The organism is Agrobacterium sp. DSM 25558 (assembly GCF_900100825.1).
GTDB lineage: Bacteria > Pseudomonadota > Alphaproteobacteria > Rhizobiales > Rhizobiaceae > Agrobacterium.
The window spans coordinates 16,018-39,843 of record NZ_FMUD01000002.1 but is presented as its reverse complement, the minus strand read 5'-3'; the positions used below and the strand labels follow the sequence as shown (position 1 = coordinate 39,843).

The window sequence follows — 23,826 nt, the reverse complement described above, 5'->3', positions numbered from 1 at the left end:
GCGCTGTTCAGTGCTTCAATCTGCGTGGTCGTCAGGGCTGCAACTTGAGCCGAGACAGGCCCGGCACCCCGATGGTGCTGAGAGCTGCAATCTGTGCCGTCGAAAGTGCTGCAACGCCATCCGTACCCAATGCTGCGACTTGTTTTGAGCCAAGGGCAGATATTTGTGTCGTGGTCAGCGCCCCCAGTTGGGCTGGCTTCAGGGAAGCGACCTGGGCCGTCGAAAGCCCACTGATGCCAGCGGTCGACAGAGCGGCAAGGATACCCACATTCTTTGTCGATAGTTCAGACAGTGTTTCGGTCGACAGACCTGCGACAGCACCACTGGAAAGCGACATGATATCTCTGGTGGAAAACACAGCCAGATCGTCTACTCCCAAGGCACCAACCTGAGCAGAACTCAGTGCTGCCACCTGCGCGGTGGTCAGAGCTTCAGCCTGTAACGTACTCAATGCCCCGATTTGACCGGTCGATAGTCCCGTAATGCCATCAGAGCTTAAAGCCGCAATCTGGCTTGTTGTCAGCGCTGTGATCCCGACGCTGCCAAGAGCACCCACCTGCCTCGACGTCAAAGACGCGACCTGCGCAGTTGAAAGCGTATCGACCTGATCGACGGTCAAGGCCGCCACTTGGCTCGTTGAGAGGCCGGAAATCCCCTTGGTGCTGATGGCCGTCACCTGAGACGGTAAAATGTTTGCAATCGTATCGGCCGACAAGCCGGAAATCGCCGTCGAACTGATGGCCGCGATGGCGGCGGTGGACATGGTGTTCAGATCATCGGTTCCGAACGCCGCAATCTGCTGGGAGCTCAGAGCCGCCACCTGTTTGGTCGACAAGGCGAATATCTGCCCGGTCTTCAACGCCGCTATCTGGCTGGTGCTCAAGTTGGCGACAGCATCCGTACTCCAGTAAGCAATTTGGCTGGTGGTCAAGCTGGCAATCGTGCTTGTCGACAATGAACTTAGCACTGCCGTACTGATTGAGCCGATCTCTTCATCCGTGAATGTGGCAATGCCCTCTGCCTTGATCGCGGAAAACTGCGCATAGCTTAGGGCTTGAACCTGCACCTTCGTCAGTGCTTTGGCTTGGTCGGTGTCCAACAACGCGATCTGCGCTGTCGTCAGACCAGAAATCCCGCTGGTGCTGAGTGCGGCGACCTGCTCCGTCTTGAAAGCCTTAACGTCGTCGGTGCGCAGCACAGAAACTTGCTCCGCGGTCAGTGCTGCAACCTGCTTGGTGGTCAAACCTGACACCTGAACCGACGTCAGTGACGCCACCTGCGCGGTCGTCAGGCCGGTTATACTCGTTGCGCTCAGCGCCGTGATGTTTGTTACGGAGAGCATTGACAGCACGGACGTGGAAAGACCCGATATCGCAGAGGAACCGATAGTCCCGATCTCTTTGTCGGTGAATTTCGCGATATCGTCGGCTCCAAACCCTTCAATCTGTTCGGCGGTCAGCTTGGCGATCTGCGTATACGTCAGGGCCTCGGACTGCACGACTGACAATGCCGCAATATGCTTGTTGGAAAGACCCGCGATGCCGGATGTGCTGATTGCTGAGATTTGTCCCGCCGTCAGCGCTGCGATCTGCGAGGTACTCATCACAGATACCTGGGTAGACGTGAACGCGGCGATCTGCCCGGTGGACAAGCCAGCAAGCTGGCTCGGTGTCAGCGCGGCCAGCTGCGTATCCGTTAGGCTCGTCACGGCGCTCGCGCGCATGGCAGCGATCTTGTCTGCCGACATGGAGGCGAGAATGGTCGGGCTGAGCACCGCGATCTGGGACGACGTCAACGCTCCGACCTGCGATATCGTAAGAGCGTTGAGCTGCGTCGAACTCATGATATCGACCTGATCCGTCGTCAGGCCCGCGACGGCCGTCACGGACAGGCCTTGTATTTGTAGCGTCGTCAATGCGGCAACGACTGTGGAGCTGAGGCCCGCCACGCCCTTACCGCTGAGAGCCGCGACATCTGCCGAAGAGAAGGTGGCAAGATCATCCGTCCCCAGTGCGGCGGTTTGCGTTGACTTGAGAGCCGCGATCTGACGTGTGGTCAAGGCATCGACTTGCGTGGTGGAAAGCGCCACGATCTGATCGGAGGTCAAGGCACCCACCGCGCCTACGCTCAAGACCTTGATCTTATCGGTCGTAAGGGCGGCAATAAAATCGGTCGACAATCCCGCAACGCCGTTGGCGCTAAGAGCCTGGATCTTGTCCACCGACATCGCCGCGACGTCCTCGGACTTCATGCCTGCAAGCTGGGAAGATGTCAGCGCCGCAATTTGTGATGTTGTCAACGAGCCAATCTGCACGGTCGTGAGGTCGGATATCTGATCTGCGCCAAAGCCAGCCAGAGCCTTGGCGGCAAGCGCTGGTACCTGGGCCGTCGTCAGGGCAGCAATCGATGTCGAAGACAGGGCCGCAACCTGAGTAGAGGTAAGGACTTTGATCTGCGCGGTGGAGAGCGCCTTGACCTGTTCCGCCGTCAGGGCTGAAATCTGATCACTGGTGAGCTTTGCGACGGAGTTGGAATTCAAAGCCGCGACCTGCGCTGCTGTCAAAGCAGCGACAGCTGATGTCGACAGGCCGGAAATTGCTTTGGTGCTCAAACCACCCACAGCCGCTTCCTTCAGTGCTGCGATATCGACAGCCTCCAGCACGCCGAGTTGAACCGACGTCAGCATGGCTGCCTGGGCGGAAGAAAGACTGCCGAACTGGACACTGGTGAAAGCATCGATCTGACTCGTCGTCAGCCCCGCAATCGCCGCCGTGCTCAGCGCGGCGATCTGTTTGGCAGTCAACGCCGCAACGACGCCGGTGCTCAAACCCTGAATGGCTTTTGATCCTATGGCCGCGATGTCGTCAGTGGAAAATTTGGCGATGTCATCCTTTTCCAGCACCGCCAGTTGCGCCGATGTGAGCGCTTTGACCTGAACCGAGGTCAACGCTTCGAGCTGATCTGGCTTCAGCGAAGCGATCTGTGCTGTGGAAAGACCGGCGATGGCCGCTGTGCCGAAAGACGCGATCTGTTCCGGTGTCAGCGAACCAAGATAGTCCGTCGTCAGGGATTTGATCTGTGCGGTTTTAATCGAGCTCAACTGCTTAGGCGTCAGGGCCGCCAGTTGATCACCTGTCAAAACGCTGAATTGATCCGAGGAGAAAACCGCGATCGAGGCCGTGCTGAGAGCCTTGATCTGATCGTCTGTCAATACGGCAACGGCCGCCGTGCTCAGGCCTACAATTCCCTTGGTGGTGATGGCCGCGATTTCGTCTGTAGTGAACGTCTTGATGCCGTCGGCACTAAGAGCGCCGATCTGCGCCGAGCTCAGCACCTTGATCTGCGTCGAGGTCAACGCCGCAACCTGGCCTGTCGAGAGCGCTGCCACTTGATCCGTTGTGAGTTTGGCAATCGTACCCGTCGCCAACGCGGCAATCTGGTCAGCCGTCAATTCGGCGATCACGTCCAATTTCAGGCCAGAGATGGCTTTGCCTGACAGTGATGCCAGCGCCGAGGTTGAAAACGCCGCAATATCGTCCTTCGAGATCAACGCCGCCTGAGCCGATGTCAATGCGGCGAGTTGGGTCGATGTCAACGCAGCAGGTTGGCTGATGATCAGCGCCGATATCTGGTCGGTTGTCAGTTTGGAGAATGTGCTGGCACTGATCGACGCGACCTGAGCGCTGGAAAGCGACGCGACAACGCTGGTCGTCAGCTCTGCTGCTGCACTGCTCGTTATCGCTGCTATATCGGCGGTCGAGAAAGTGGCGATTTGGTCTTCGCTGAGGCTCCCGATCTGAGCCGCGTTCATAGCCTTCACCTGAGCCGATGTGAATGCCTCGACTTGTTCGGTCGACAAAGCCGCGACACTTTCAGCCGAGAGGCCGGGGATAGCTTTCGTGCCAAGAGCGGCGATTTGATTTGTGGACAGGGCCTGGATATTTAGGGAGGATAGGGCCTCTATCTGTGACGACTTGAGGACGCTTACCTGCTTCGTGGTCAAACTCGCCAATTGTTCAGTGGATAGCGCCGATATCTGATCCGTGGACAGGCTGGCAACCACGGTCGTGCTCAGTGCAGCGATTGCCGCCAAAGACAGTCGAGAAATATCTTCGACATCAAGCGCCGAGACCTGGTTCGCTTTCAGCGCGGCAGCTTGGCCAGACGTTAGCGCACTGAACTGTACGAAACTCAAGCTTGCAAGCTGGTCTGTCGTCAGCCTCGCAATCGCACTCGTGTTCACCGCGCTAAGCTGCGCATCCGAGAGCGCGTTGAATGCCGAGGTCGTCATCCCTGGAATAGCGTTGGCGGAAATGGCTGCAATCTGGTCGGTAGAGAGAACGAGAATGGCCTCTGCCTTCAACCCCGGCATGGCTTTGCTGGAAATCGCGGCCATATCCGCCGTGGAGAACGTTGCAAGATCTTCCAGTTCAATCGCGGCCAACTGGTCGGAACTCATCGCGGCGATCTGCGATGGCGTCAGCGCTTCCGCCTGATCGGTCGTCAAGGACTGCAATTGAGTTGACGTCAACGCCGCAACCTGGCCTGCGCTCAAGCCTTCGATGGAAATTTTAGTGAGGACTGATATCTGATCCAACGTCAGTCCCATGACAGCCTTTGCCGAAATGGCGCTGAGCTGTTTTGGCGACATCGCCTCCACATCTTCCGCTTCCATGGCCGATATCTGGTCCGACGTCAGGACGTTGATCTGCTTTGAAGAAAGGACCTTCACCTGATCGGTCGAAAGCGCCGCCATATCCTCGGCAGACCAGCTAGAAACCTCAGCCGTTGACAGCTTGGTGATTTGGCTTGGGGTGAGGGTAGGTATGATCGACGTCATTTGCAGGCCTTGATCGCGAGTTCAGTTATCGAAAACGAAGTCTCGGAGCCAACACGCCCCGAACGTACGTCGCGCGGCCACAGAGCGTAAGGCAGCATTCGACATCGACAATCCTAGGTTTCGTTGCTTGTGCGAGGCTTTCAGTTTTATCGATATGAGAGCCGGCATGGCTCTTGGGCCACAGCACAGCTACGCCCTCCCTCACCCGTTAGGCAGAGGAAAGAGCGTGTAGCGGTTTACAGGATTGGTTTCGATGTCAGCGCGGCATTACAGCGGCGGATTGAGGAAAGAGGGCATCGCCTCTTTCTTTTCTGCGAGCGACAGGAAAAGACGTGCCGTATCGAGCGCTTCACGGATCGTCACATCCATATCCAGATAACGATAGGTGCCAAGCCGTCCCACGAAGGTCACGGCTTTCTCGTCATTGGCCAGCGAGACATATTGAGCAAGCTGCTCTTTTTCTTCAACAAGCCGGATCGGGTAATAGGGCACATCATCAGGGCCGCATTCGCGCGAAAACTCGCGGTAACAGACGGAGCTTTCGTGCTTTTCCCAAGGTGAAAAGTGCTTGTGTTCGGTGATGCGGGTGTAGGGAACGGAGACTTCACCGTAGTTCATCACCGCACAGCCCTGATAATCACCGTCATAGGTAAAACGTTCGAAATCGAGTGTGCGATACCCTAGGCGACCATTGGTATAATCGAAATAACCATCCAGCGAGCCGGAATAGAAGGTGTGATCGTAATTGCTCACATCCGCACGCCCGAAATTGCTGTTCAGATGGACACGAATGCCGGGTTGCTCGAGAATTTTTTCCACCATCGGCGTATATCCGGTCTCCGGCATGCCCTGGTATTTGTGGAAGAAATAATCGTCGTCATAGTTGAACCGCACCGGCAGGCGCTTGAGGATCGAAGCGGGCAAAGCCGTTGGCGAGCAACCCCATTGTTTCTGGGTGTAGCCCTGGAAAAAGGCCTCGTAAAGATCGCGTCCAACGAAGCGCAGCGCCTGCTCTTCGAAGGTCTGCGGATCCCTGATGGTCTTGTCGGCCTGCTCGTCGATGAAAGCCTTGGCTTCATCGGGCCGGAATGTCTTGTCGAAAAACTGATTGATCGTGTGCAGATTGACGGGAAGCGAAAACACCTGGCCCCGGCTCGTCGTCTTGACCCGGTTCTTGTAAGGCATGAACGTCTGGAAGGTATTGACGTACTCCCAGACTTCCGCATCGTCGGTGTGAAAAATATGCGGACCATAAACATGAACCATCACGCCGGTTTCCGTGTCCCGTTCCGTATGGCAATTGCCCGCTATATGGTCACGTCTGTCGAAAATATCGACCTGATGACCCGCTTTTGCCAGTTCGCGACCAATGACGGCACCGGAAAGCCCCGCTCCGACAATTGCAATCTTTTTGGATTGAGACACTCGACCTGCCCTCATGATGTTTCAGAGCGCCCCGCATTTTTAAATGCGCAAAGGCCGCTCTGCTTTATAGTGTGTGCACTGTGATCGACTGAAATCGATAGTGATTTTCAGACGTCAAGCCTTAGCGGCGGCCTCGCTCGTCCACAACCTGTTGTCGGTCGGGATCGGCGAATAGTCGTGCCACTCGCGCAGCTTCTGAAGATAGCGTTGACGATAGGTCTGCTCATCGACGAACTCAAGGTTTTCCAGAACGAGTTCGGCACCGATTTCGTAATAGACGTCCATATTTCTGAGGTCGGGAACCGGCGTTTCTCCACGCTCGGCTTCGTCCTGCATCTGCCAGAACAGTTCTTCCAGACGGCGCGCCAATCCTGGAATGTCACGAAGCGCACTCGTCTCGCGATTGGCCTGAATCTTGTCTCGGACTACTTTCAATGTCTCCGGCGCTTTCGCATAGGCAATTGCCTTTTCGACATAGTCCTGCGGACCTTCGCAGATCAGCTCAGGCACGCCGGTCGCAGCCACCACGCTGCTGCAGAAACGGGCGGCGAAGCTCTTTCCGGGGAATGTGAGGACCGGAAGACCGACGGTCAGCGAATCCGCTGCCGTAGAGTGCGCGCCATAAGGGAATGTATCAAGGAAGAGATCGGCAACGGCAATGCGCGCCAGATGTTGGGCATTCTGCGCTTTTGGGGCGAAAATAATGCGCTCGGGCGCGATACCTGCCTCTTCGGCAAGCTGACGCAGTCGCTGATCGGCCTTTTCGTTACCGCTCAGCAGCCACAGCACGCTGCCAGGCGTGGCCGTCAATATCTTCATCCATTGATCGAAAGTGCTGGCATTGATCTTCTGCATGCCGTTGAAGCAGGCAAAGACAAACGCATCGTCCGGCAGACCGGCCTGCTGACGGGTAGGCTTTTCGGCAATGGTCCGTTTGCGGTCGATCGGCTGGTTGCAGGCAATGCGCAGCACTTTTTCCGCATAATAGATTTCGCTGCCCGGCGGGACAATTTGCGCATCAGCGATCATATACTGGTGGAAAGCACCGCCCATCGAACCCGGATAACCGCAGAAGTTGACGATGACGGGAGCCGGGCGATAGGCAAAAATCTTCGTTCTGGCATGTTTCGTGAAGCCGTTGACGTCGATGAGAATGTCGATTTCATCACTGGCAATCTGTCGCGCGGCCGCTTCGTCAGACAGCGAACCGATATCGTGCCAGGCATCGACGGCGGCTTTCATACGGTCTTGTGTCACATCGTTGGCAACCGCATCGCCGCAATAATAGGCGTGAATTTCGACGCTCTTCTTGTCGTGCAACTCAAGCACTTCACGCAACGCGAAACCGACTGCGTGGTCGCGCAAATCGGACGAGACATAGCCGACGCGCAGGCGCTGACCCGTGCCGGACTTTTGCTTGACCTTTGCACGTGGGAAATTCTTGATGTCGAGGCGACCAACGAAACCTTTGATGTACTCATGGGCTTTTGCAAGCTGGAACATGGGGTCGTCGGAATAACAGCCCAAAGTCAAAGGCGAGATGCAATTGATCATCTGCCGTGTGGTGATATGGCTGGAAGGCTGAATGATCGGCCATTTGCACTGGCGTTGGCGGATCGCGGTCCAGTGTTGGCCGGTCTCGGTCTTTTCGGGACGCAGTTCCATCGCCTGCCAAAGCACGGTCTCCGCTTCCTCGAGCAAGCCCGCATTTTCCATAACGCGACCGATGTGCTGTAGCGCCATCAGTCTGTAAGAGAGGCGATCCGGCGTCGTTTCGGATGTGCTGTCGGCAAATTTCTGCCATTGCTGGATGGCTTGCGGAACAGCGCCACCGTCCTCAAAGGCTCGACCCAGATTGATATGGGCAGGTCCGAAAAGCGGATCTATGTGCAGGGCAGTGCGCATGGCATTCATCGATCCGGGAAGATCGTTGGCCTGACGCAACGTGACCGAATAATTGAAGTAGACCATCTGCAGGCCAGCATGGTTATCGTTGAAGGCCAGCCATGTCTTGTAAAGCGCCACGGCCTCATTCACGCGACCCTCGGCGGTGAAACTCTCGGCAAATTTGAAGAGATCCATCAACGCCAGGCGTTGCGTCTTTGCCAGCTCCAGCAAATTCGGGAAAAGCGAGCTGGAAAAACCACTATTCGTTACACTATTCATCAATCATGACCCCGGAACTGGCCAGCCAAACGGCAAAAACCATTATCTCTTGTAAACCGGTGTGCAGATAATACTTTGAAGCTTGCGCGGCGCTTTACTTGCACAAAAACAGTGCTCCGCCGCTCATTATTTAATAAATTTTGGGTTTATAAGGCCTTTTGGTGCAACGATGACCGTAGGCCAACTCAATATGCTGGCATGATCGGGCCTCATGGCCCGCTCGGCATTAGCGTCGGCTGGCTAGAATAAATCAAAGTCGCCGGAGACCTTGTCCAGCGGTTGCGAATGTCCGTGACGCAAACCAGCACCCAGCGCTTTTTGCATTTCGGCCAGTTTCACGAGGCTGAGTGCCGTCGAAACGTCGACCGCCCAATCCAGCGGAATGGAGCCGGTGATCGTGTCGATGAATTCTGCTAGACCACGCGTCTTCTGAACGGCGAGATCGATACCCTGCAACAGCCTCATGCCTTCGGTCGTTACTGCGCCATCGGTCGCCTCGAGCAATTGCGGCTCGATCCGCTCGATGAGGTAGGCCACGTCGTGTAACTCCGACACGACCCGCATCAACACGTCGGGAAGCGCTTCTTCAAACGCTTGAAGTTCAGCGTGCTCGGCGATCTGCATAAAATACTCCGTGACCAGAGCGCCGGACCAGAAACGTAATGAGTTTCCGGTTCGAAGCTGAAACAAAATGACTAAACGGCAAAGCAAACCTGCTTGTGCGCGCCGCTTTAGAAAAACTCGATATCGTTGGCCACTGGCTTCGGAGCTGGCGCTGGACGCTTTTCCAGAGCAACCGTCGACTGCGTTTCGGCACCGCTGAGCGGATGCTGACGCGCCCGACCGGATACTGGCCAGAACTCCACCTTACGACCTGAATCTCCCCCGGTTGATTGCCCGAGAAGACGAATGCCTTCATCCCTTAGAAACTGCACCGCGAATGCGGCGTTCTGCTCGCCGACATTCGAGAAGCTGGCAATGGTTTTCGCCCCGCCGAAAATCTTTGCCTCGAGACGATCACGGCGTGCCCCCTGCTTCAGCAAGCCGTTGATCAGCAATTCCATGAGATGCACCCCGTAACGGGTCGCATCTCCACCCCCCGTACCCCCTGTCCCCGGCAGCAAGAAATGGTTCATGCCTCCGACGCCCGCAACAGGGTCTCTGAGACACGCAGCCACGCACGAGCCGAGAATGGTCGTCAGGACCACATCGGGATCGTTGGCGATTTTATACTCGCCTTGGATTATATGAACGCGCTTGGCTGCGGTTTCGATCATTTCAAGGATCCAAATACGGCTTCGATCGCCGCCTTCATCTTGTCGATGGAGAATGGCTTTGCCAGAACATTGTTGGCACCCAGCTGGGCTGCCTTCTGAACCAGCGCGCGGTCACCCTGCGCGGTCAGAATGATAAAGGCAGCTTTCTTGGTGGTCGGGTTCGTGCGAACCGCCTGCAAGAAACCAAGACCGTCCATCTTCGGCATGTTGAAGTCGGAGATCACGAGATGATGGGGCTGTTGCTCCATGATCTTCATGCCCTGTTCGCCATCGCCAGCGGAGGTGATCTGCTTGAAGCCGAGCTGCGTCAGCGCATCACTGAGCAACAGGCGACTGGTAACCTGATCGTCGACGATCAGAACTTTGATTTTTTCTGCAAGAGACATTAGTCGGAACCTTCTTTTCGGGCAGCAGTAAGTTTCAGAATTTCTTCGCCGATGGCGTTGAGCGGGTATTGTTGTTCAACCGCACCGAGCTCATGAGCAACGCGCGGCATGCCATAAACGACGCAGGTTTTTTCGTTTTGACCGATCGTGCGCGCACCGGCATGGCGCATCTTCAGCAAACCGGCAGCACCATCACGCCCCATCCCTGTCAGGATGACGCCAACGGCATTGCGTCCGGCAAGTTCGGCCACGGAATCGAACAGAACATCCACGGATGGACGATGGCCATTAACAGGTTCTTTTTCCAAAAGCCTGCAACTTGGTGCGGAATGATTAACGACCTGCAAATGGCGCTCTCCGCCGGGTGCGAGGTATATTTTACCGGTCTGGAGTCGTGCTCCATCCGTTGCCTCTTCGACCACGGGCGCGCAGAGCCGGTTGAGGCGTTCGGCAAAGCTTTTCGTGAACGTCGAGGGCATGTGTTGTGTGATGACCGTGGGCGGACAATTGGCCGGAAACTTCTGCAAAACCGAGATCAATGCCTCCACGCCACCTGTAGATGAACCGATCGCCACGATCTTGCGTCCAACGCGGTAATCGCTCACTGCCATTGGCGCAGAAACGACGGGTTTTTCTGCCGCGATGTTGCGATAGCTCTGGTGCTGGGAACGCGCCGCAGCCTTCACCTTTTCAGCCAGATCGCCAAACGGCCTGCTATCACCCGGTGCCGGTTTGCCAACGCAATCGAACGCACCGATTTCAAGGGCTGCCAGTGACGCACCCGCACCGCGATGCGTCAGCGTCGAGACCATGATGACGGGCATGGGCCGAAGCCGCATGATTTTTTCCAGAAACTCGAGGCCGTTCATCTCCGGCATTTCGATGTCGAGCGTTACCACATCCGGGTTGAGTTCCTTGATCGCGGCGCGCGCTTCCATAGCGTTGCCCGCCTGACCAACCACCTCAACATCGGGGTCAGCCTTCAAGACAGCCGAAATCAGACCGCGCATCGTCGGCGAGTCATCGACCACGAGAACTCTGGCGGGTGCAGTCATGCTTTTCTCCCGCCGGGTTTGCCGATGAAGCGATAGGTGGTGATACCGGTGTTGTCGAACAGCGCCTTCGGATCACCCGAGACACGCTCGGAGTGACCGATGTAAAGATGTCCGCCTTCCGGCAGAAGACCTGCGAAACGCGACCAGATCTTCACCTGTGTCGGCTCATCGAAATAGATCACGACGTTGCGGCAGAAAATAACGTCGAAACCGCCCTTGAAGGGCCATTGCGTCATCAGGTTCAACTCGTTGAACGTGATCAGCTTTTTGACCTTGTCGCTGATCTGGTGCTTGCGGCGACCGGCGACATCGACGTCCTGAAACCATTGCTTGCGCATGGCCGGAGAAACGGTTTCCAGCGCGTTTTCGTCATAGACCCCTGCCCTCGCCTGGGCGAGAATCTTGGGATCGATATCCGTGGCCAGGATCCTGAAATCGTAATCGGCGGCATTGGGGAACATGCCCAGAACCGTCAATGCGATCGAATATGGCTCCTGCCCGTCAGAGCATGCGGCGGACCAGATACGGACACGACCACCGGCTTTTGCCCGGTTGATAAGCCCCGGCAGAACCTCATCGCGCAGATGCTCGAAGTGGTGGTTTTCGCGGAAGAAGCGCGTGAAGTTCGTCGTCAGATGCGACAGCATCTCACGGCGGGCATGCGCGCCTTCCTGCGACGAAACCAGGGTGCAATATTCCCGGAAACCGGCAATACCCAGGTTGCGGATGTGTTTGGACAGTCGCGAATAAACGAGCGACGCCTTTGTGTCGTTCAGATAGATGCCGGCATCGGCATAGATCATCGCGGCGATTTCGGACAGATCGCGGCGTGTCAGCGGATATTCTCCGCTGGCCAGCACTTCGTCCGGGGATAGGCGTGTATCGTTAAACTTGAGCGCTGTCATTCATCACTACTTTCAACCGGCTGCCGCAAGAGACATCTCTTGCTTGAGCGACTGGCCACGAGACGCGCCGACAACGGCATCCACATCGAGAATAAGCGCGACGCGGCCATCACCCAGGATGGTTGCGGCAGCAATGCCCGGGACGTGGGTGTAGTTGGCTTCCAGCGATTTGATCACGACCTGACGCTGACCCTGGATGGCATCGACCATCAGAGCGCGCTGACCGCCACCTTCCGACTCCACCAGCAGAGCAACACCGTCGACCGGGTTTGCCTGGGTGTTGCGGAAGTTGAGGATACGACCAACATCCACCAGCGGGCAGAAAGAGTTGCGGATGGAGATCAGGCGCTGGTTGGAGCCGAAGGAGTGAATGTTCACGGCTTCCGGCTGCAATGTTTCGACAATCGCCGTCAAAGGCACGACGAGTGTCTGGCCGGCAACCGTCACCACCATGCCGTCGAGAACGGCAAGCGTCAGCGGAAGGCTCATGGTGAAGGTTGAGCCGAGACCCGGACGCGATGTGATGCTGATGCGGCCACCAAGTGCCTGGATCGAGCGCTTGACCACGTCCATGCCCACGCCACGACCCGAAATGTCGGAAATCTTGTCGGCAGTGGAGAAGCCCGGTGCGAAGATCAGGTTGTCGATTTCTTCATCCGTCAGGTTGGCATCGGCAGCGATCAGATCGTTGTCGATGGCCTTCTGGCGAACGCGTTCGCGGTTGATACCCGCGCCGTCGTCGGCCAGTTCGATCAGGATGCGGCCCGAACGATGCTTTGCCGTCAGCTTGACGGTGCCTTCAGGGTTCTTACCTGCGGCTTCGCGCTTTTCCGGTGTTTCGATGCCGTGGTCGACGGCATTGCGGATCATGTGCGTCAGCGGCTCGGCCAGCTTGTCGATAACGGTCTTATCGACTTCGGTGTTTTCACCCTCGGTGATCAGACGGATCTGCTTGCCGATCATGTCGGCAACTTCGCGGACGATACGCGACATGCGCTGGAAGACCGGCTTCACCGGCTGTGCGCGGATGGCCATGACGCTATCTTGAATTTCACGCGTCAGCTGCTGAAGTTCTTCAAGGCCCATATTGACGGCAGAGGTACCGGTCGCGTCGTTTTCGATCACGCTCTGCGACAGCATCGCCTGATTGATGACGAGCTCGCCCACCAGGTTGATGAGGCGGTCGACGCGGTCGAGATCGACGCGGATCGTCTGACCGGCGCTTGCGTTGGCAGCGGCTGCAGCTGCGGCCGGTGCTTCCTTTTTCTCTGCGGCAGCAGAGACGGAGCGCGAAACTTCGGTGGCTGCAACGGCAGTCGCAACCGTCTTGGCAGCAATCGTCTCTTCTGCGGCGGCAGACAGGATGGCAGGCTCTTCTTCTACCTCATCCAGAACCGAAAGATCGAACGGGACCGGTATCATCGGCAGTTCTTCTTCCGCCGGTGTTTCGGACACGACTTCGGAAATTTCCAGATCGCAATCCCATTCGGCAAATTCGAACACGGTACGGATGCCAGCGGCACCCTTGTCCGTCTTGATCGAAATCTTCCACTGGAAATAAGCGGTTTCCGGCTCAAGGTTTTCGAGCGATGGCAATGCGGTCATATCGCAGTTGATGCTCATCTCGCCGATGCGGGAGAGATCGCGCAGCAACAGAGCCGATTCATTGCCCTTGGTGTAGAGCGATGTCTGCGGTTTGAAAACGACGTCAAACGATGGCGTCTCCATCATTGGAACGGTGTCGTCCTCGAAATCGCCGAAGGAGAAGGCGACTGGCTGGAAGCCGCTATCGTCGGTCGGCGCGGGTGCGGCAACGGCGGCCGGTGCTGCTGCTTTTGGTGCAGAAGCAGGCTCGGACGCAGAGGAACCGGGAGCCAACTTTTCGCCGTTGGCCAGCGCTTCCAGCTCCTTGACCAGACCGCGTGTGCGGCCTTCTTCGACGCTGCCGCCATCACGGGCAGCATTGGTCAGATCGGCCAGGACATCGGCCGATTTCAGCATGACCTTCAAGACGTCCTGATCGGGTTCGAGCTTGTTCGATCGGACGCAGTCCAGCGTCGTTTCGAAAACGTGCGCAAAGGCCACGAGATCATCGAGCCCGAATGCGCCAGCTCCACCCTTGATGGAATGAACGGCACGAAACACAGCATTTACGGTTTCCGGATCACGGTCACCGTCATTCAATTTCAGAAGACCCGATTCCAGTTCGGCGAGTTGCTCTTCGCACTCCTGGAAGAAGATTTCTTTGATTTCGTTCATATCCATCGTGAGTAGTCCCGTATCAAGCAGTTACGCGTTCAATGGCATCGATCAGCTTCACAGGATCGAACGGCTTGACGATCCAGCCGGTAGCGCCTGCCTGACGGGCACGATTCTTCTTCTCGGCATCGCTTTCGGTGGTCAGCACGAGGATGGGGATCGCACGGTATTTCTCGTTGCGACGAACGCCCTCGATAAAGCCGAAGCCATCGAGGCGGGGCATATTGATGTCGGTGACGATCACGTCAGGCTCGCAGCCCTCGAGAACTTCAAGTCCTTCGATGCCGTCTTCTGCCTGGATCGTTTCGAAACCAGCATTGTTGAGCGTGACGAGCAGCATGTTGCGGATCGTTCTGGAATCGTCGACGGTCAGAACCTTCTTCTTCATTTCGATGTCTCCTTCGGGAGCATATGATCGATATCCACGCCGATCAGTTTAAGGGTTTTGTCAAAGGCATCGGACGCCTTGGAAAAAGTGAATGACTTGCCATCGGCTTCCCAAGCCTTGATACCAGCCATCAAGACCTGGGCGCATTGCACGCCCACGCGCTCGACCTCGGAGGCATCCACCGCAAGCGGGGCACCCCTCATTTCCATCAGTTTTCCGTGCAAGACGGATGCCTGATTGAGGTCCAGCACGGGTGACAATTTCAATGCCGACTGCGCTGCTTTCCTGCCTGCCATCAAATCACTCCTTGGCGTCTGAATTGTTGCTGCACGTAGCCATACTCCACGTGTTCATCACGCGTGGTCGCCACAGTGCCTTGATACGGTCTCGCCACCTGCTCCGAAGCGGTGTGCTGCTGGCGCGCGATGCGGAATTCCCGCACCGTCCGGCCCAGTTCGAGAATAACGGTATGCAGATCGTCGGCTTCTTGCGCCGCCGATGTCATCTGTGCTGCGGATCTGTCCGTCTCCGCGCCGATGGAACCAAGCTCCACCGCAACGTTCTGCAGACTGACGACGTTTTCGCCGGTGCGACGCGCCACATCGCCGATCATGTCGCTGACGCCGGAGACCTGGCGGACGACACCACCAATGGCTTCCTGCGTGCGATTGACCATCCGAACGCCTGCATCCACCTGTGTTTTGGTGCCGTTGACGAGGTTCTTGATTTCGCGCGCGGCATCCGCCGACCGCTGGGCAAGAGCCCGGACTTCCTGCGCGACGACGGCAAAACCGCGGCCACTTTCACCCGCACGTGCAGCCTCAATGCCTGCATTCAGTGCCAGCAAATTCGTCTGGAACGCGATCTCGTCGATGGAGCCGATGATGCGGCCGATCTGTTCGGCGGATTGTTCGATACCGGCCATGGCGCTGATGGCCTCACCCACAGCCGTACCGCTTTCGGTCGCAGCACTACGTGCCTGTGAGACTGCGCTTTCGGCGGCCGATATACGCTCACTGCTGGTGCGCACGACATCAATGACAGACCCGAGCGTATCCGATGCACTGCTCAGCCGCTGCGCCTGGGTGGATGAAGCCGCCGCTACCGCTCGCCCCTCACCCGCCAACCGTTCGGTTGCCGTATGCGCATCGCGAATGCCCGCTTGCGCGGTGGCCATGGAAGCACCGATCTTTTCCAGCGCGCCGTTGAAGGCTTCGGCCAGATCGCGATAGGCTTCGGGAATATCGCCCGTGATGCGTCCCGTCAGGTCACCTGCCGCAAAAGCATTCAACGCATCGCCCAGAAGACGCTTGGCATCAGCCTGATCATCTTCGCGCTGCTTGGCCAGTTCCTGCGTGTGGCGAATGCGCAACTCATTGAAACGAAGCGACACAGCGATTTCCGTATCGACCATGACCAACCGCACGACTGCCTTGACGGCATCAGCCAGTTCTTTCTGGCGTTTGCGGGTACCCGGCAAAAGGGCACGTGGGGAATGGTCGGCAATCAAACCGCCGAGAAGATTTTCCAGAACGACCGCATGACCGGCGACATGCCAGCGTGGGTCCAGACCCATGCGGCTTTCGGTGTCCGACAGCACCTTGATCCGCTCCGCATAGACGGCATCGAAACGGGCGTCGGTCAAAACGCTCCAATGCGCGGTCTGGAGATCGTGCAGCCTGTCGAGCTGGTTTTCGCTTTCGAAAGATGGGGAACAGTACGGCATGGACTGAAAGCGGACCATCAGGTCACGCAGGCCAGCTTTGACATGGGGTTCCAGCATTGTCCGATAACGACGCAGCAGATCGCACTGGTCTTGATCAAGACCAGCGAAACGCAAACGACCACCCAGGCTGCTGCCCGTGGCCTTTCGCGTATGATCTGTTGGCAATTCCTGCCCCAAGCGACGTCCCCAAATGCTGCACCGGCGGTCACCGGCAGTTAACCGATTGAGAATGTCAGAATCCGGGGGGATATGTCACGAATATGCACACCAAAGATTGATGCCGCACCGACGCTGCTGAGCCTTCTGCAATCTAACGATAATACCGGATCAACCCGGTACGGCAGGGCGGCGTCATGCCTGGAAGAAGTTTCTTGAAACTCCATTCCGCCGTGAAATACGTCCAATCTTTATGGTTAATTCCTTGCTCGAAGGTTAAGAAACCACAGCTTCACCTATAAATGCTAAAATTTGTTATATAACCTATCTAATCTGATGGTTTATTGCATCGACGCTGGGTGCGACAAATTCGATTTTTGGAAAAGATTTCTGATTTTTAGCCGTGCTGCGCTGGACAAGCGCAACACCGTTCCCCTAAAACAAAATCACACAATATCCGCTTCCATGGTGATGTTTCAACGGAACACTGACGACGACTAAGGAGACAAGATTTTGCCATGGACCGGGAAAAGCCACTGGACCCCGCGCCATTCCAAAAGACTGATCAATGTCTTGGTCGCAGGCATGCTCGTTTTCGTGGGGCTTCAGACGGCAGCAAGCGCTGCGCCGGTCTTGAAAGCACATCGCCTCGAGCGTTCTCATCTGCCTCAGCAGCAATCGTCGGCCAGCACCCAAGTTTCGACCGTGGGGCCGGACCACGGCTTTGCAGCACTTTATCAGCAATCCCATGATCACGACTTTGTTTACGCGTGTTTATCAGTCTGCGCACTGGTAACTGACTATACGAAAGCCCAAATCACGCTCGAGACCACGCGGCACGTCGTGCATGGCTTTCACCTCACCGGAACGGCGTCGCCTCGCGGCCCACCTCGAACGACCTCATAGCCGTCGCGGCCAAATTCTCCGTCTTTTTCGACGGGACTGGCGAAGCTGACGGGCACAAGAACCGCCAAATCTTAACGCCAGAGAAAACTGCCGCCCCGTATGAGTCTTGACGTTCTCCTTCCCATTCTGATCGCCCTCCCCTTCATCGGCAGTGTTGCCACCGCCATGATGCCGAGAGACGGCGCTGCCCGTGCTCCCGCCGCTGTCGCGGGTGGCATCGCCCTGTTCAGCTTCATGGCAACCATCTTTCTTTACAGCAGCGTCGCTGGCGGGGCGGTCATCAAGTACGACGTGGAATGGTTGCCTCAGCTGGGCTTGAATTTCACGCTGCGGCTGGACGCATTCGCGTGGATGTTCCTGGTGTTGATCACCGGCATCGGTTTTCTGGTGGTGCTTTACGCGCGCTATTACATGTCGGCCGACGATCCTATTCCGCGGTTTTTCGCATTCTTTCTGTCCTTCATGGGTTCGATGCTGGGCATCGTGATGTCGGGCAACGTCATTCTCCTGTCGATCTTCTGGGAATTGACCAGCATCTTCTCGTTTCTTCTGATCGGTTACTGGCACCACAACGCCACGGCCCGTGATGGCGCGCGCATGGCGTTGACCGTTACCGGCATCGGTGGCTTTTGCCTGCTGGCCGGTCTGCTGATCCTCGGCCACATGGCTGGCAGTTACGATCTGGATGACATTCTGGCAAAGGGCGCGGATATCCGGGCGCATGCGCTTTACGTTCCGGCACTCGTGCTCATTCTCATCGGCGCGCTGACAAAGAGTGCGCAGTTTCCCTTCCACTTCTGGCTTCCCAATGCCATGGCGGCACCGACACCGGTATCGGCCTATCTGCATTCCGCGACCATGGTGAAGGCAGGCGTGTTTCTGCTGGTGCGCCTGTGGCCAGTGCTTGCGGGAACGCAGGAATGGTTCTGGCTGCTTGGATTTTGCGGCATTACCACCCTGCTGCTCGGTGCTTACTTCGCCATGTTCCAGCAGGATCTAAAGGGGCTTCTGGCCTATTCGACGATCAGCCATCTCGGCCTGATCACCACGCTTTTGAGCCTTGGCAGCCCACTGGCTGCGGTTGCGGCCATCTTCCACATGATGAACCATGCCACCTTCAAGGCATCGCTGTTCATGGCGGCTGGCATCATTGACCATGAAACCGGTACCCGCGATATGCGGCGATTGAGCGGGCTCTATCGGTTCCTACCTGCAACGGCCACGCTCGCCATGGCGGCGAGTGCGGCCATGGCCGGTGTCCCGCTGTTCAACGGCTTTCTGTCCAAGGAAATGTTCTTTGCCGAGTCCGTTGAAACCCACGCGGATTCTTTCCTGGATCAGGCCCTTCCCTATGTGGCGACGCTATCGGGTGCATTTGCCGTCGCCTATTCGTTGCGCTTCATCCACACCGTCTTCTTCGGCCCTCCGCCGCACGACATTCCCAACCCCAAGCCGCATGAACCACCACGCTGGATGCGCTTTCCCATCGAGTTTCTGGTTCTCGCCTGCCTGATCGTCGGCGTCGTGCCGAGCCTGTCCATTGGTCCGTTCCTGCATTCGGCCGTGATTTCGGTACTTGGCCCGCAAACGCCTGTCTACAGCCTCTCCATCTGGCACGGGTTCAATCTGCCGCTGATGATGAGCCTTGTCGCGCTGATCGGCGGTATCGTGATCTATGCGGCACTGGGCGGATATTTCTCGCGTTGCGATGATGGGCCGCCCCTTTTTCGTCACCTGCGCGGACAACGCATCTTCGAGCGTATTCTCGTCACCGTTTCGTGGAAATGGGCGCGCTGGCTGGAAAGCACGCTCGGCACCCGGCGTCTGCAGCCGCAGTTGCGCATGCTGATCATGGTCGCGCTGATTGCCGGTTTCTCGCCACTCGCATCGTCCCAGTTCTCTTTGACGCTTCCCGGTGTGACGACTTTCGATCCCATTTTTGCGATCCTGTGGGGGATCGGCATGATCGCGGCCATGGGTGCTGCGTGGCAGGCGAAGTATCATCGTTTGGCGGCGCTCATCATGCTCGGCGTGTCTGGTCTCGTCACCTGCCTTACCTTTGTCTGGCTATCGGCACCGGATCTGGCCATCACGCAATTGCTGGTCGAAATCGTCACGCTCGTTCTCATTCTGCTTGGTTTGCGCTGGCTGCCGAAGCGTATGGTCAAGGTCGACAACAACAACGAACTCCCATCACAGTTGCGCCGTGGACGCGACTTCCTGCTGGCGGTCGCCTGCGGCATAGGCATGACTGTGATCGCCTATGCCGTCATGACGCTTCCCGTTCCTAACACCATCGCCAATTATTTCCTCGATAAGGCCTACTCGGAAGGCGGCGGAACCAACGTCGTCAACGTCATTCTGGTGGACTTCCGCGGCTTCGACACGATGGGGGAAATCGCGGTGCTTGCCATCGTCGGCCTCACTGTCTTTGCCCTACTTCGCCGTTTCCGCCCGGCGCAGGAAAGCATTGGCCTGCCGGAACAACAGTTGATCCAGAACGCATTCGATTCCGACAGCCCGGAGCGGAGCAAAGGCGAGACGGTGCGAGACTACCTTCTGGTACCATCCGTCATCATGCAGTGGATGTTCCCGGTTATCGTTACGTTCTCGATCTTCCTGTTCATGCGTGGGCATGATCTTCCCGGTGGCGGTTTCTCCGCCGGTATCACCATGGCAGTGGCGTTCCTGCTGCAATATCTGGCCGGTGGCACACGCTGGGCGGAAGACCGCATCCGCATTCTACCGCTTCGCTGGATGGGTTTCGGACTGTTGATGGCAGCGGCGACAGGCATGGGGTCTTGGGCCTTCGGCTACCCGTTCCTCACATCCTATTTCCAGTATACCGACATCCCCTATATCGGGAAAATGCCAACGGCGACGGCCTTGCTGTTCGACCTCGGCGTCTTCTCGCTGGTTGTCGGCGCAACCGTTCTTATTCTGATAGCATTGGCGCACCAATCGCTGCGTAATTACAAGGTACGTACGCCCGACGCCGCAAAAGCGGAGGAGGTGTAATGGAGCTTATTCTTGCCATCGGTATCGGGGTCATGACGGGATCCGGCGTGTGGCTGATCCTTCGCCCGCGTACCTATCAGGTCATTATCGGCCTTTCGCTTCTGTCCTACGCCGTCAATCTCTTCATCTTCGGCGTCGGCGGTATCAAGACGAATGCACCACCCTTGCTGCTGGATGGGGTCATTACCTCGACCCTAACGGACCCCGTGCCGCAGGCGCTGGTGTTGACGGCCATCGTCATCGGCTTTGCAACGACAGCGCTCTTTCTCGTCGTTCTGCTGGCGGCGCGCGGCCTGACCGGCACTGACCACGTGGACGGGAGGGAGAGAAATTGAACTTCTTCCCTGCTCACATCGTGGTCGCACCCATTCTGGTGCCGCTGATTGCCGGTGCCATTCTGCTGTTTATCGACGAGCGCAAGCGCAATACCAAGGCCGTGGTCAGCGTCATCGCAACCTTCGTTTCGCTTGCCGTGGCAATCGCTCTGTTCCTGGAAGTGAATTCCACGGTCAATACGGAAGTCGCAGCGGTCATTTCCACCGGCGTCTATCTGCTCGGCAACTGGCCCGCTCCCTTCGGCATCGTTCTGGTCGCAGACCGCCTGTCGGGGTTGATGGTCCTGCTCGTGGCCTTGCTCGCCATACCGTCGCTCATCTACTCACTGGCAAAATGGCACAAGGCCGGGGCGCATTTCCATTCGCTGTTCCACCTGATGCTGATGGGCGTCAATGGCGCATTTCTGACGGGCGATCTGTTCAATCTCTTCGTGTTCTTCGAGGTCATGCTGGCCGCATCCTACGGCCTGCTGCTGCACGGTTCGGGGCAGTTGCGCGTCAAGGCCGGCCTGCACTATATCGCGATTAATCTCGTCGCCGCGCTGTTCTTCCTCATCGGCGTCAGCCTGATCTACGGTGTCACGGGTACGCTCAATATGGGCGATCTGGCACAGCGCATTGCCGGGCTCAACCCGGACCAGCGCATGCTGCTGGAAACCGGTGCTGCGGTGCTGGGTGTTGCGTTTCTCGTCAAGGCGGGCATGTGGCCGCTGAACTTCTGGCTGCCATCCGCTTACAGTGCAGCATCGGCACCCGTTGCTGCCATCTTCGCCATCATGAGCAAGGTCGGCATTTACGTCATCGCCCGCCTGTCCTTCCTGCTGTTCGGCGAGACGGCAGGGGCATCTGCCGGCTTCGGCCATGACGCGCTTCTGGTGGGTGGTATCGCCACTATCGTGTTCGGCACCATTGGCGTTCTCGCATCACAGGCGCTTGGGCGTCTGGCCGGATTTTCCGTTCTCGTTTCATCCGGTACGCTTCTGGCAGCCATGGGCACTGGCAACGCAACCGTCGCTGCAGGCGCGCTCTACTATCTGGTCTCCTCCACACTGACGATCAGCGCTTTCTTCCTGCTGATCGAGCTTGTGGAGCGCGGTCAGGATGCCGGTGCCAACGTTCTCGCGGTCACCATGGAAGCCTATGGCGATGGCGAGGAGGATGAGGCCGAAGACGAGGTTGGCGTCACGATGCCCGGCACGATGGCCGTCCTCGGCGTATGTTTCGCCGCTTGCGGCATCCTGCTTGCCGGGTTGCCTCCACTGTCCGGCTTTATTGCCAAGTTCTCCATGCTCTCGGCCATTCTCAACCCATCCGGGCTTGGGGCCAATGACAGCATCTCCACGCTGTCCTGGTGGCTCGTCTTCCTGATCGTGTTCTCTGGTCTCGCTTCGTTGATTTCCATGACACGCGCCGGAATTCGAACGTTCTGGGGTTCGCTCGAAGGAACAGTGCCGCGCGTGCTGGTGATAGAAATCGCTCCGATCCTGCTTCTATTGGCGATGACGCTTGGCATGACCATCGCTGCAGGCCCGATCATGCGTTACATGCAGGAGACGGCCCGCATTGGCGGCCTGCCCGAAAGCTATATTCAGGGCGTGATGACAGCACCTCGCGCTGACAACGGTTCGGAGGCAGCACCATGATTGGCAGCATACTCCCCTATCCGTTGCTGACGATATCGCTGGCAATATTCTGGATGACGATCAACAGTTTTTCGCCTGGGCATTTGTTGCTGGGAACGGTGGTGGCGATGATCGCGTCTTGGGCAATGGCCTCCCTGCGTCCGCCGAAACCACGGATCCGCAACTGGCATCTCGTATTCAAGCTGATCGCCATCGTGATCTACGACATCGTGCGCTCGAACATCGCGGTCGCGTCGATCATCCTGTTTCAGCGCGGTCGTAGAACCAAATCGGGTTTCGTGACGGTTCCGCTCGACATTCGCGACCCCATGGGGCTGGCCTTTCTGGCGATTGTGCTGACCGCGACTCCGGGTAGCGCGTGGCTGGAATATAATTCATCGCAGGGCACGCTGCTCATCCACGTGCTGGATGAGATGGAAGAACAGCATTGGCAAAGTCTCATCAAAGGCCGCTATGAAAAAATACTGATGGAGATCTTCGAATGAGTTCGGTCATCCTTTTCTGGTCGTTTTCAATCGCCCAGCTTTTCCTCGCAATCGCCATGGCGATTTCGGTTTATCGCATTGCCATCGGCCCACGCGCGCAAGACCGCGTGCTGGGTGCCGACACGCTTTACGTCAATGCCATGCTGCTGGTTCTGACATTTGGGCTTCGCACCGGTAACGACGTCTATTTCGTGGCATCGCTGTTGATTTCCATATTGGGCTTCGTTTCGACCGTTGCCCTTTCAAAATTCATGATGCGTGGGGAGGTTATCGAATGAGCAATGCCGCCGAATTTCCGTTGTGGGCTGCCATCCTCGTGGCATTCTTCGTTCTGTTGGGCTCATCACTGGCGCTCATCGGCACCATAGGCTTTGCAAGGCTGCAAAGTTTCTATGAGCGTCTCCACGCGCCTACGCTCGGCACCAGCTGGGGAACAGGCGGCATCGTCATGGCCTCCATCATCTATTTCTCGGTCTCGGGCGAGCGCCCGGTGTTCCACGAAATTTTCATCGGCATCTTCATGACAGTCACCACCCCGGTCTCCCTGATGCTGCTGGGTCGGGCGGCGCTGTACCGCGACCGCGCCGAACAGAACCCCAACAGCCGCCAAAGCCTCTGATCTGCCATAGGAAAAATGCGTGTATCGACCCAGGCAGGCACCTAAAAGTGCAAAAATGTGACAGGCTGTAAAACAAGTTTTTCAGCCGCAGAAGAGATATATTTCTAATACGATAATGATTTCCTATACTTGACGTCCATAAAACCAATAGAAAAGCCCAATAGTATCGGGTACTTACCTCTTAAAATATTCCCTGAATTTTAACAGTTTTCCCGCATTGTGGCAAAATTCAGTAGT

Annotated in this window: 18 protein-coding genes; 6 read left to right on the top strand and 12 right to left on the bottom strand. The window is 57.1% G+C overall.

All coding sequences use genetic code 11. The annotated features are described in order from the left end of the window. Nucleotides 1–31 precede the first annotated feature (31 nt). The 12 genes from DSM25558_RS02670 to DSM25558_RS02615 form a co-directional block, all read right to left on the bottom strand. Nucleotides 32–4,840 carry a beta strand repeat-containing protein gene (locus tag DSM25558_RS02670; RefSeq protein WP_244554094.1) on the bottom strand — a complete coding sequence of 1,603 codons (4,809 nt, stop codon included), beginning with the start codon at nt 4,838–4,840 and terminating at the stop codon, nt 32–34. 267 nt (nt 4,841–5,107) lie between these two features. After that, entirely contained in the window at nt 5,108–6,280 is a 1,173-nt protein-coding gene (glf, locus tag DSM25558_RS02665; RefSeq protein WP_200800715.1) for a UDP-galactopyranose mutase, read from the bottom strand. Nucleotides 6,281–6,379: 99 nt separating this feature from the next. Next, nucleotides 6,380–8,431: an O-linked N-acetylglucosamine transferase, SPINDLY family protein gene (locus DSM25558_RS02660; protein ID WP_077101555.1), complete on the bottom strand. Its 2,052-nt coding sequence runs from the start codon at nt 8,429–8,431 to the stop codon at nt 6,380–6,382. 240 nt (nt 8,432–8,671) lie between these two features. Next, nucleotides 8,672–9,055 carry a chemotaxis protein CheT gene (locus DSM25558_RS02655; protein ID WP_077101553.1) on the bottom strand — a complete coding sequence of 128 codons (384 nt, stop codon included), beginning with the start codon at nt 9,053–9,055 and terminating at the stop codon, nt 8,672–8,674. Nucleotides 9,056–9,162: 107 nt separating this feature from the next. After that, nucleotides 9,163–9,708, bottom strand: coding sequence for a chemoreceptor glutamine deamidase CheD (gene cheD / locus DSM25558_RS02650; protein ID WP_077101551.1), 546 nt, complete (start codon nt 9,706–9,708; stop codon nt 9,163–9,165). Next, on the bottom strand, nt 9,705–10,094 hold the full coding sequence (gene cheY2, locus DSM25558_RS02645; protein WP_042618009.1) for a chemotaxis response regulator CheY2: 390 nt from the start codon (nt 10,092–10,094) through the stop codon (nt 9,705–9,707). Before cheY2 ends, cheD begins: the two co-directional genes overlap by 4 nt. After that, nucleotides 10,094–11,149, bottom strand: coding sequence for a protein-glutamate O-methylesterase CheB (cheB, locus tag DSM25558_RS02640; RefSeq protein ID WP_077101549.1), 1,056 nt, complete (start codon nt 11,147–11,149; stop codon nt 10,094–10,096). Before cheB ends, cheY2 begins: the two co-directional genes overlap by 1 nt. After that, complete coding sequence (cheR, locus tag DSM25558_RS02635) at nt 11,146–12,054, bottom strand: protein-glutamate O-methyltransferase CheR (protein WP_077101547.1); 909 nt, start codon at nt 12,052–12,054, stop codon at nt 11,146–11,148. The genes cheB and cheR overlap by 4 nt, the downstream gene beginning before the upstream one ends. 12 nt (nt 12,055–12,066) lie before the next feature. After that, nucleotides 12,067–14,319, bottom strand: coding sequence for a chemotaxis protein CheA (locus tag DSM25558_RS02630; RefSeq protein WP_077101545.1), 2,253 nt, complete (start codon nt 14,317–14,319; stop codon nt 12,067–12,069). 16 nt (nt 14,320–14,335) lie between these two features. Next, nucleotides 14,336–14,701: a chemotaxis response regulator CheY1 gene (gene cheY1, locus DSM25558_RS02625; RefSeq protein WP_045229833.1), complete on the bottom strand. Its 366-nt coding sequence runs from the start codon at nt 14,699–14,701 to the stop codon at nt 14,336–14,338. After that, complete coding sequence (locus DSM25558_RS02620) at nt 14,698–14,997, bottom strand: STAS domain-containing protein (RefSeq protein ID WP_077101544.1); 300 nt, start codon at nt 14,995–14,997, stop codon at nt 14,698–14,700. The genes cheY1 and DSM25558_RS02620 overlap by 4 nt, the downstream gene beginning before the upstream one ends. Beyond that, nucleotides 14,997–16,592: a methyl-accepting chemotaxis protein gene (locus tag DSM25558_RS02615; RefSeq protein ID WP_244554093.1), complete on the bottom strand. Its 1,596-nt coding sequence runs from the start codon at nt 16,590–16,592 to the stop codon at nt 14,997–14,999. The genes DSM25558_RS02620 and DSM25558_RS02615 overlap by 1 nt, the downstream gene beginning before the upstream one ends. 996 nt (nt 16,593–17,588) lie before the next feature. On the opposite strand from DSM25558_RS02615, the gene DSM25558_RS02605 reads away from it, so the two are divergent. The 6 genes from DSM25558_RS02605 to mnhG are packed head-to-tail and all read left to right on the top strand — an operon-like array spanning nt 17,589 to nt 23,589. Next, entirely contained in the window at nt 17,589–20,507 is a 2,919-nt protein-coding gene (locus DSM25558_RS02605; RefSeq protein WP_077101538.1) for a monovalent cation/H+ antiporter subunit A, read from the top strand. Continuing rightward, nucleotides 20,507–20,842: a Na+/H+ antiporter subunit C gene (locus DSM25558_RS02600; RefSeq protein ID WP_067648772.1), complete on the top strand. Its 336-nt coding sequence runs from the start codon at nt 20,507–20,509 to the stop codon at nt 20,840–20,842. Before DSM25558_RS02605 ends, DSM25558_RS02600 begins: the two co-directional genes overlap by 1 nt. Next, complete coding sequence (locus DSM25558_RS02595) at nt 20,839–22,485, top strand: monovalent cation/H+ antiporter subunit D (RefSeq protein WP_077101536.1); 1,647 nt, start codon at nt 20,839–20,841, stop codon at nt 22,483–22,485. Before DSM25558_RS02600 ends, DSM25558_RS02595 begins: the two co-directional genes overlap by 4 nt. Beyond that, nucleotides 22,482–22,970: a Na+/H+ antiporter subunit E gene (locus DSM25558_RS02590; RefSeq protein WP_077101534.1), complete on the top strand. Its 489-nt coding sequence runs from the start codon at nt 22,482–22,484 to the stop codon at nt 22,968–22,970. The genes DSM25558_RS02595 and DSM25558_RS02590 overlap by 4 nt, the downstream gene beginning before the upstream one ends. Continuing rightward, nucleotides 22,967–23,248 (top strand): K+/H+ antiporter subunit F, encoded by a 282-nt coding sequence (locus DSM25558_RS02585; protein ID WP_077101532.1) that lies wholly within the window; start codon nt 22,967–22,969, stop codon nt 23,246–23,248. The genes DSM25558_RS02590 and DSM25558_RS02585 overlap by 4 nt, the downstream gene beginning before the upstream one ends. Then, nucleotides 23,245–23,589, top strand: a complete 345-nt coding sequence (gene mnhG / locus DSM25558_RS02580; protein WP_077101530.1) for a monovalent cation/H(+) antiporter subunit G — start codon at nt 23,245–23,247, stop codon at nt 23,587–23,589. Before DSM25558_RS02585 ends, mnhG begins: the two co-directional genes overlap by 4 nt. Nucleotides 23,590–23,826: the final 237 nt, after the last annotated feature.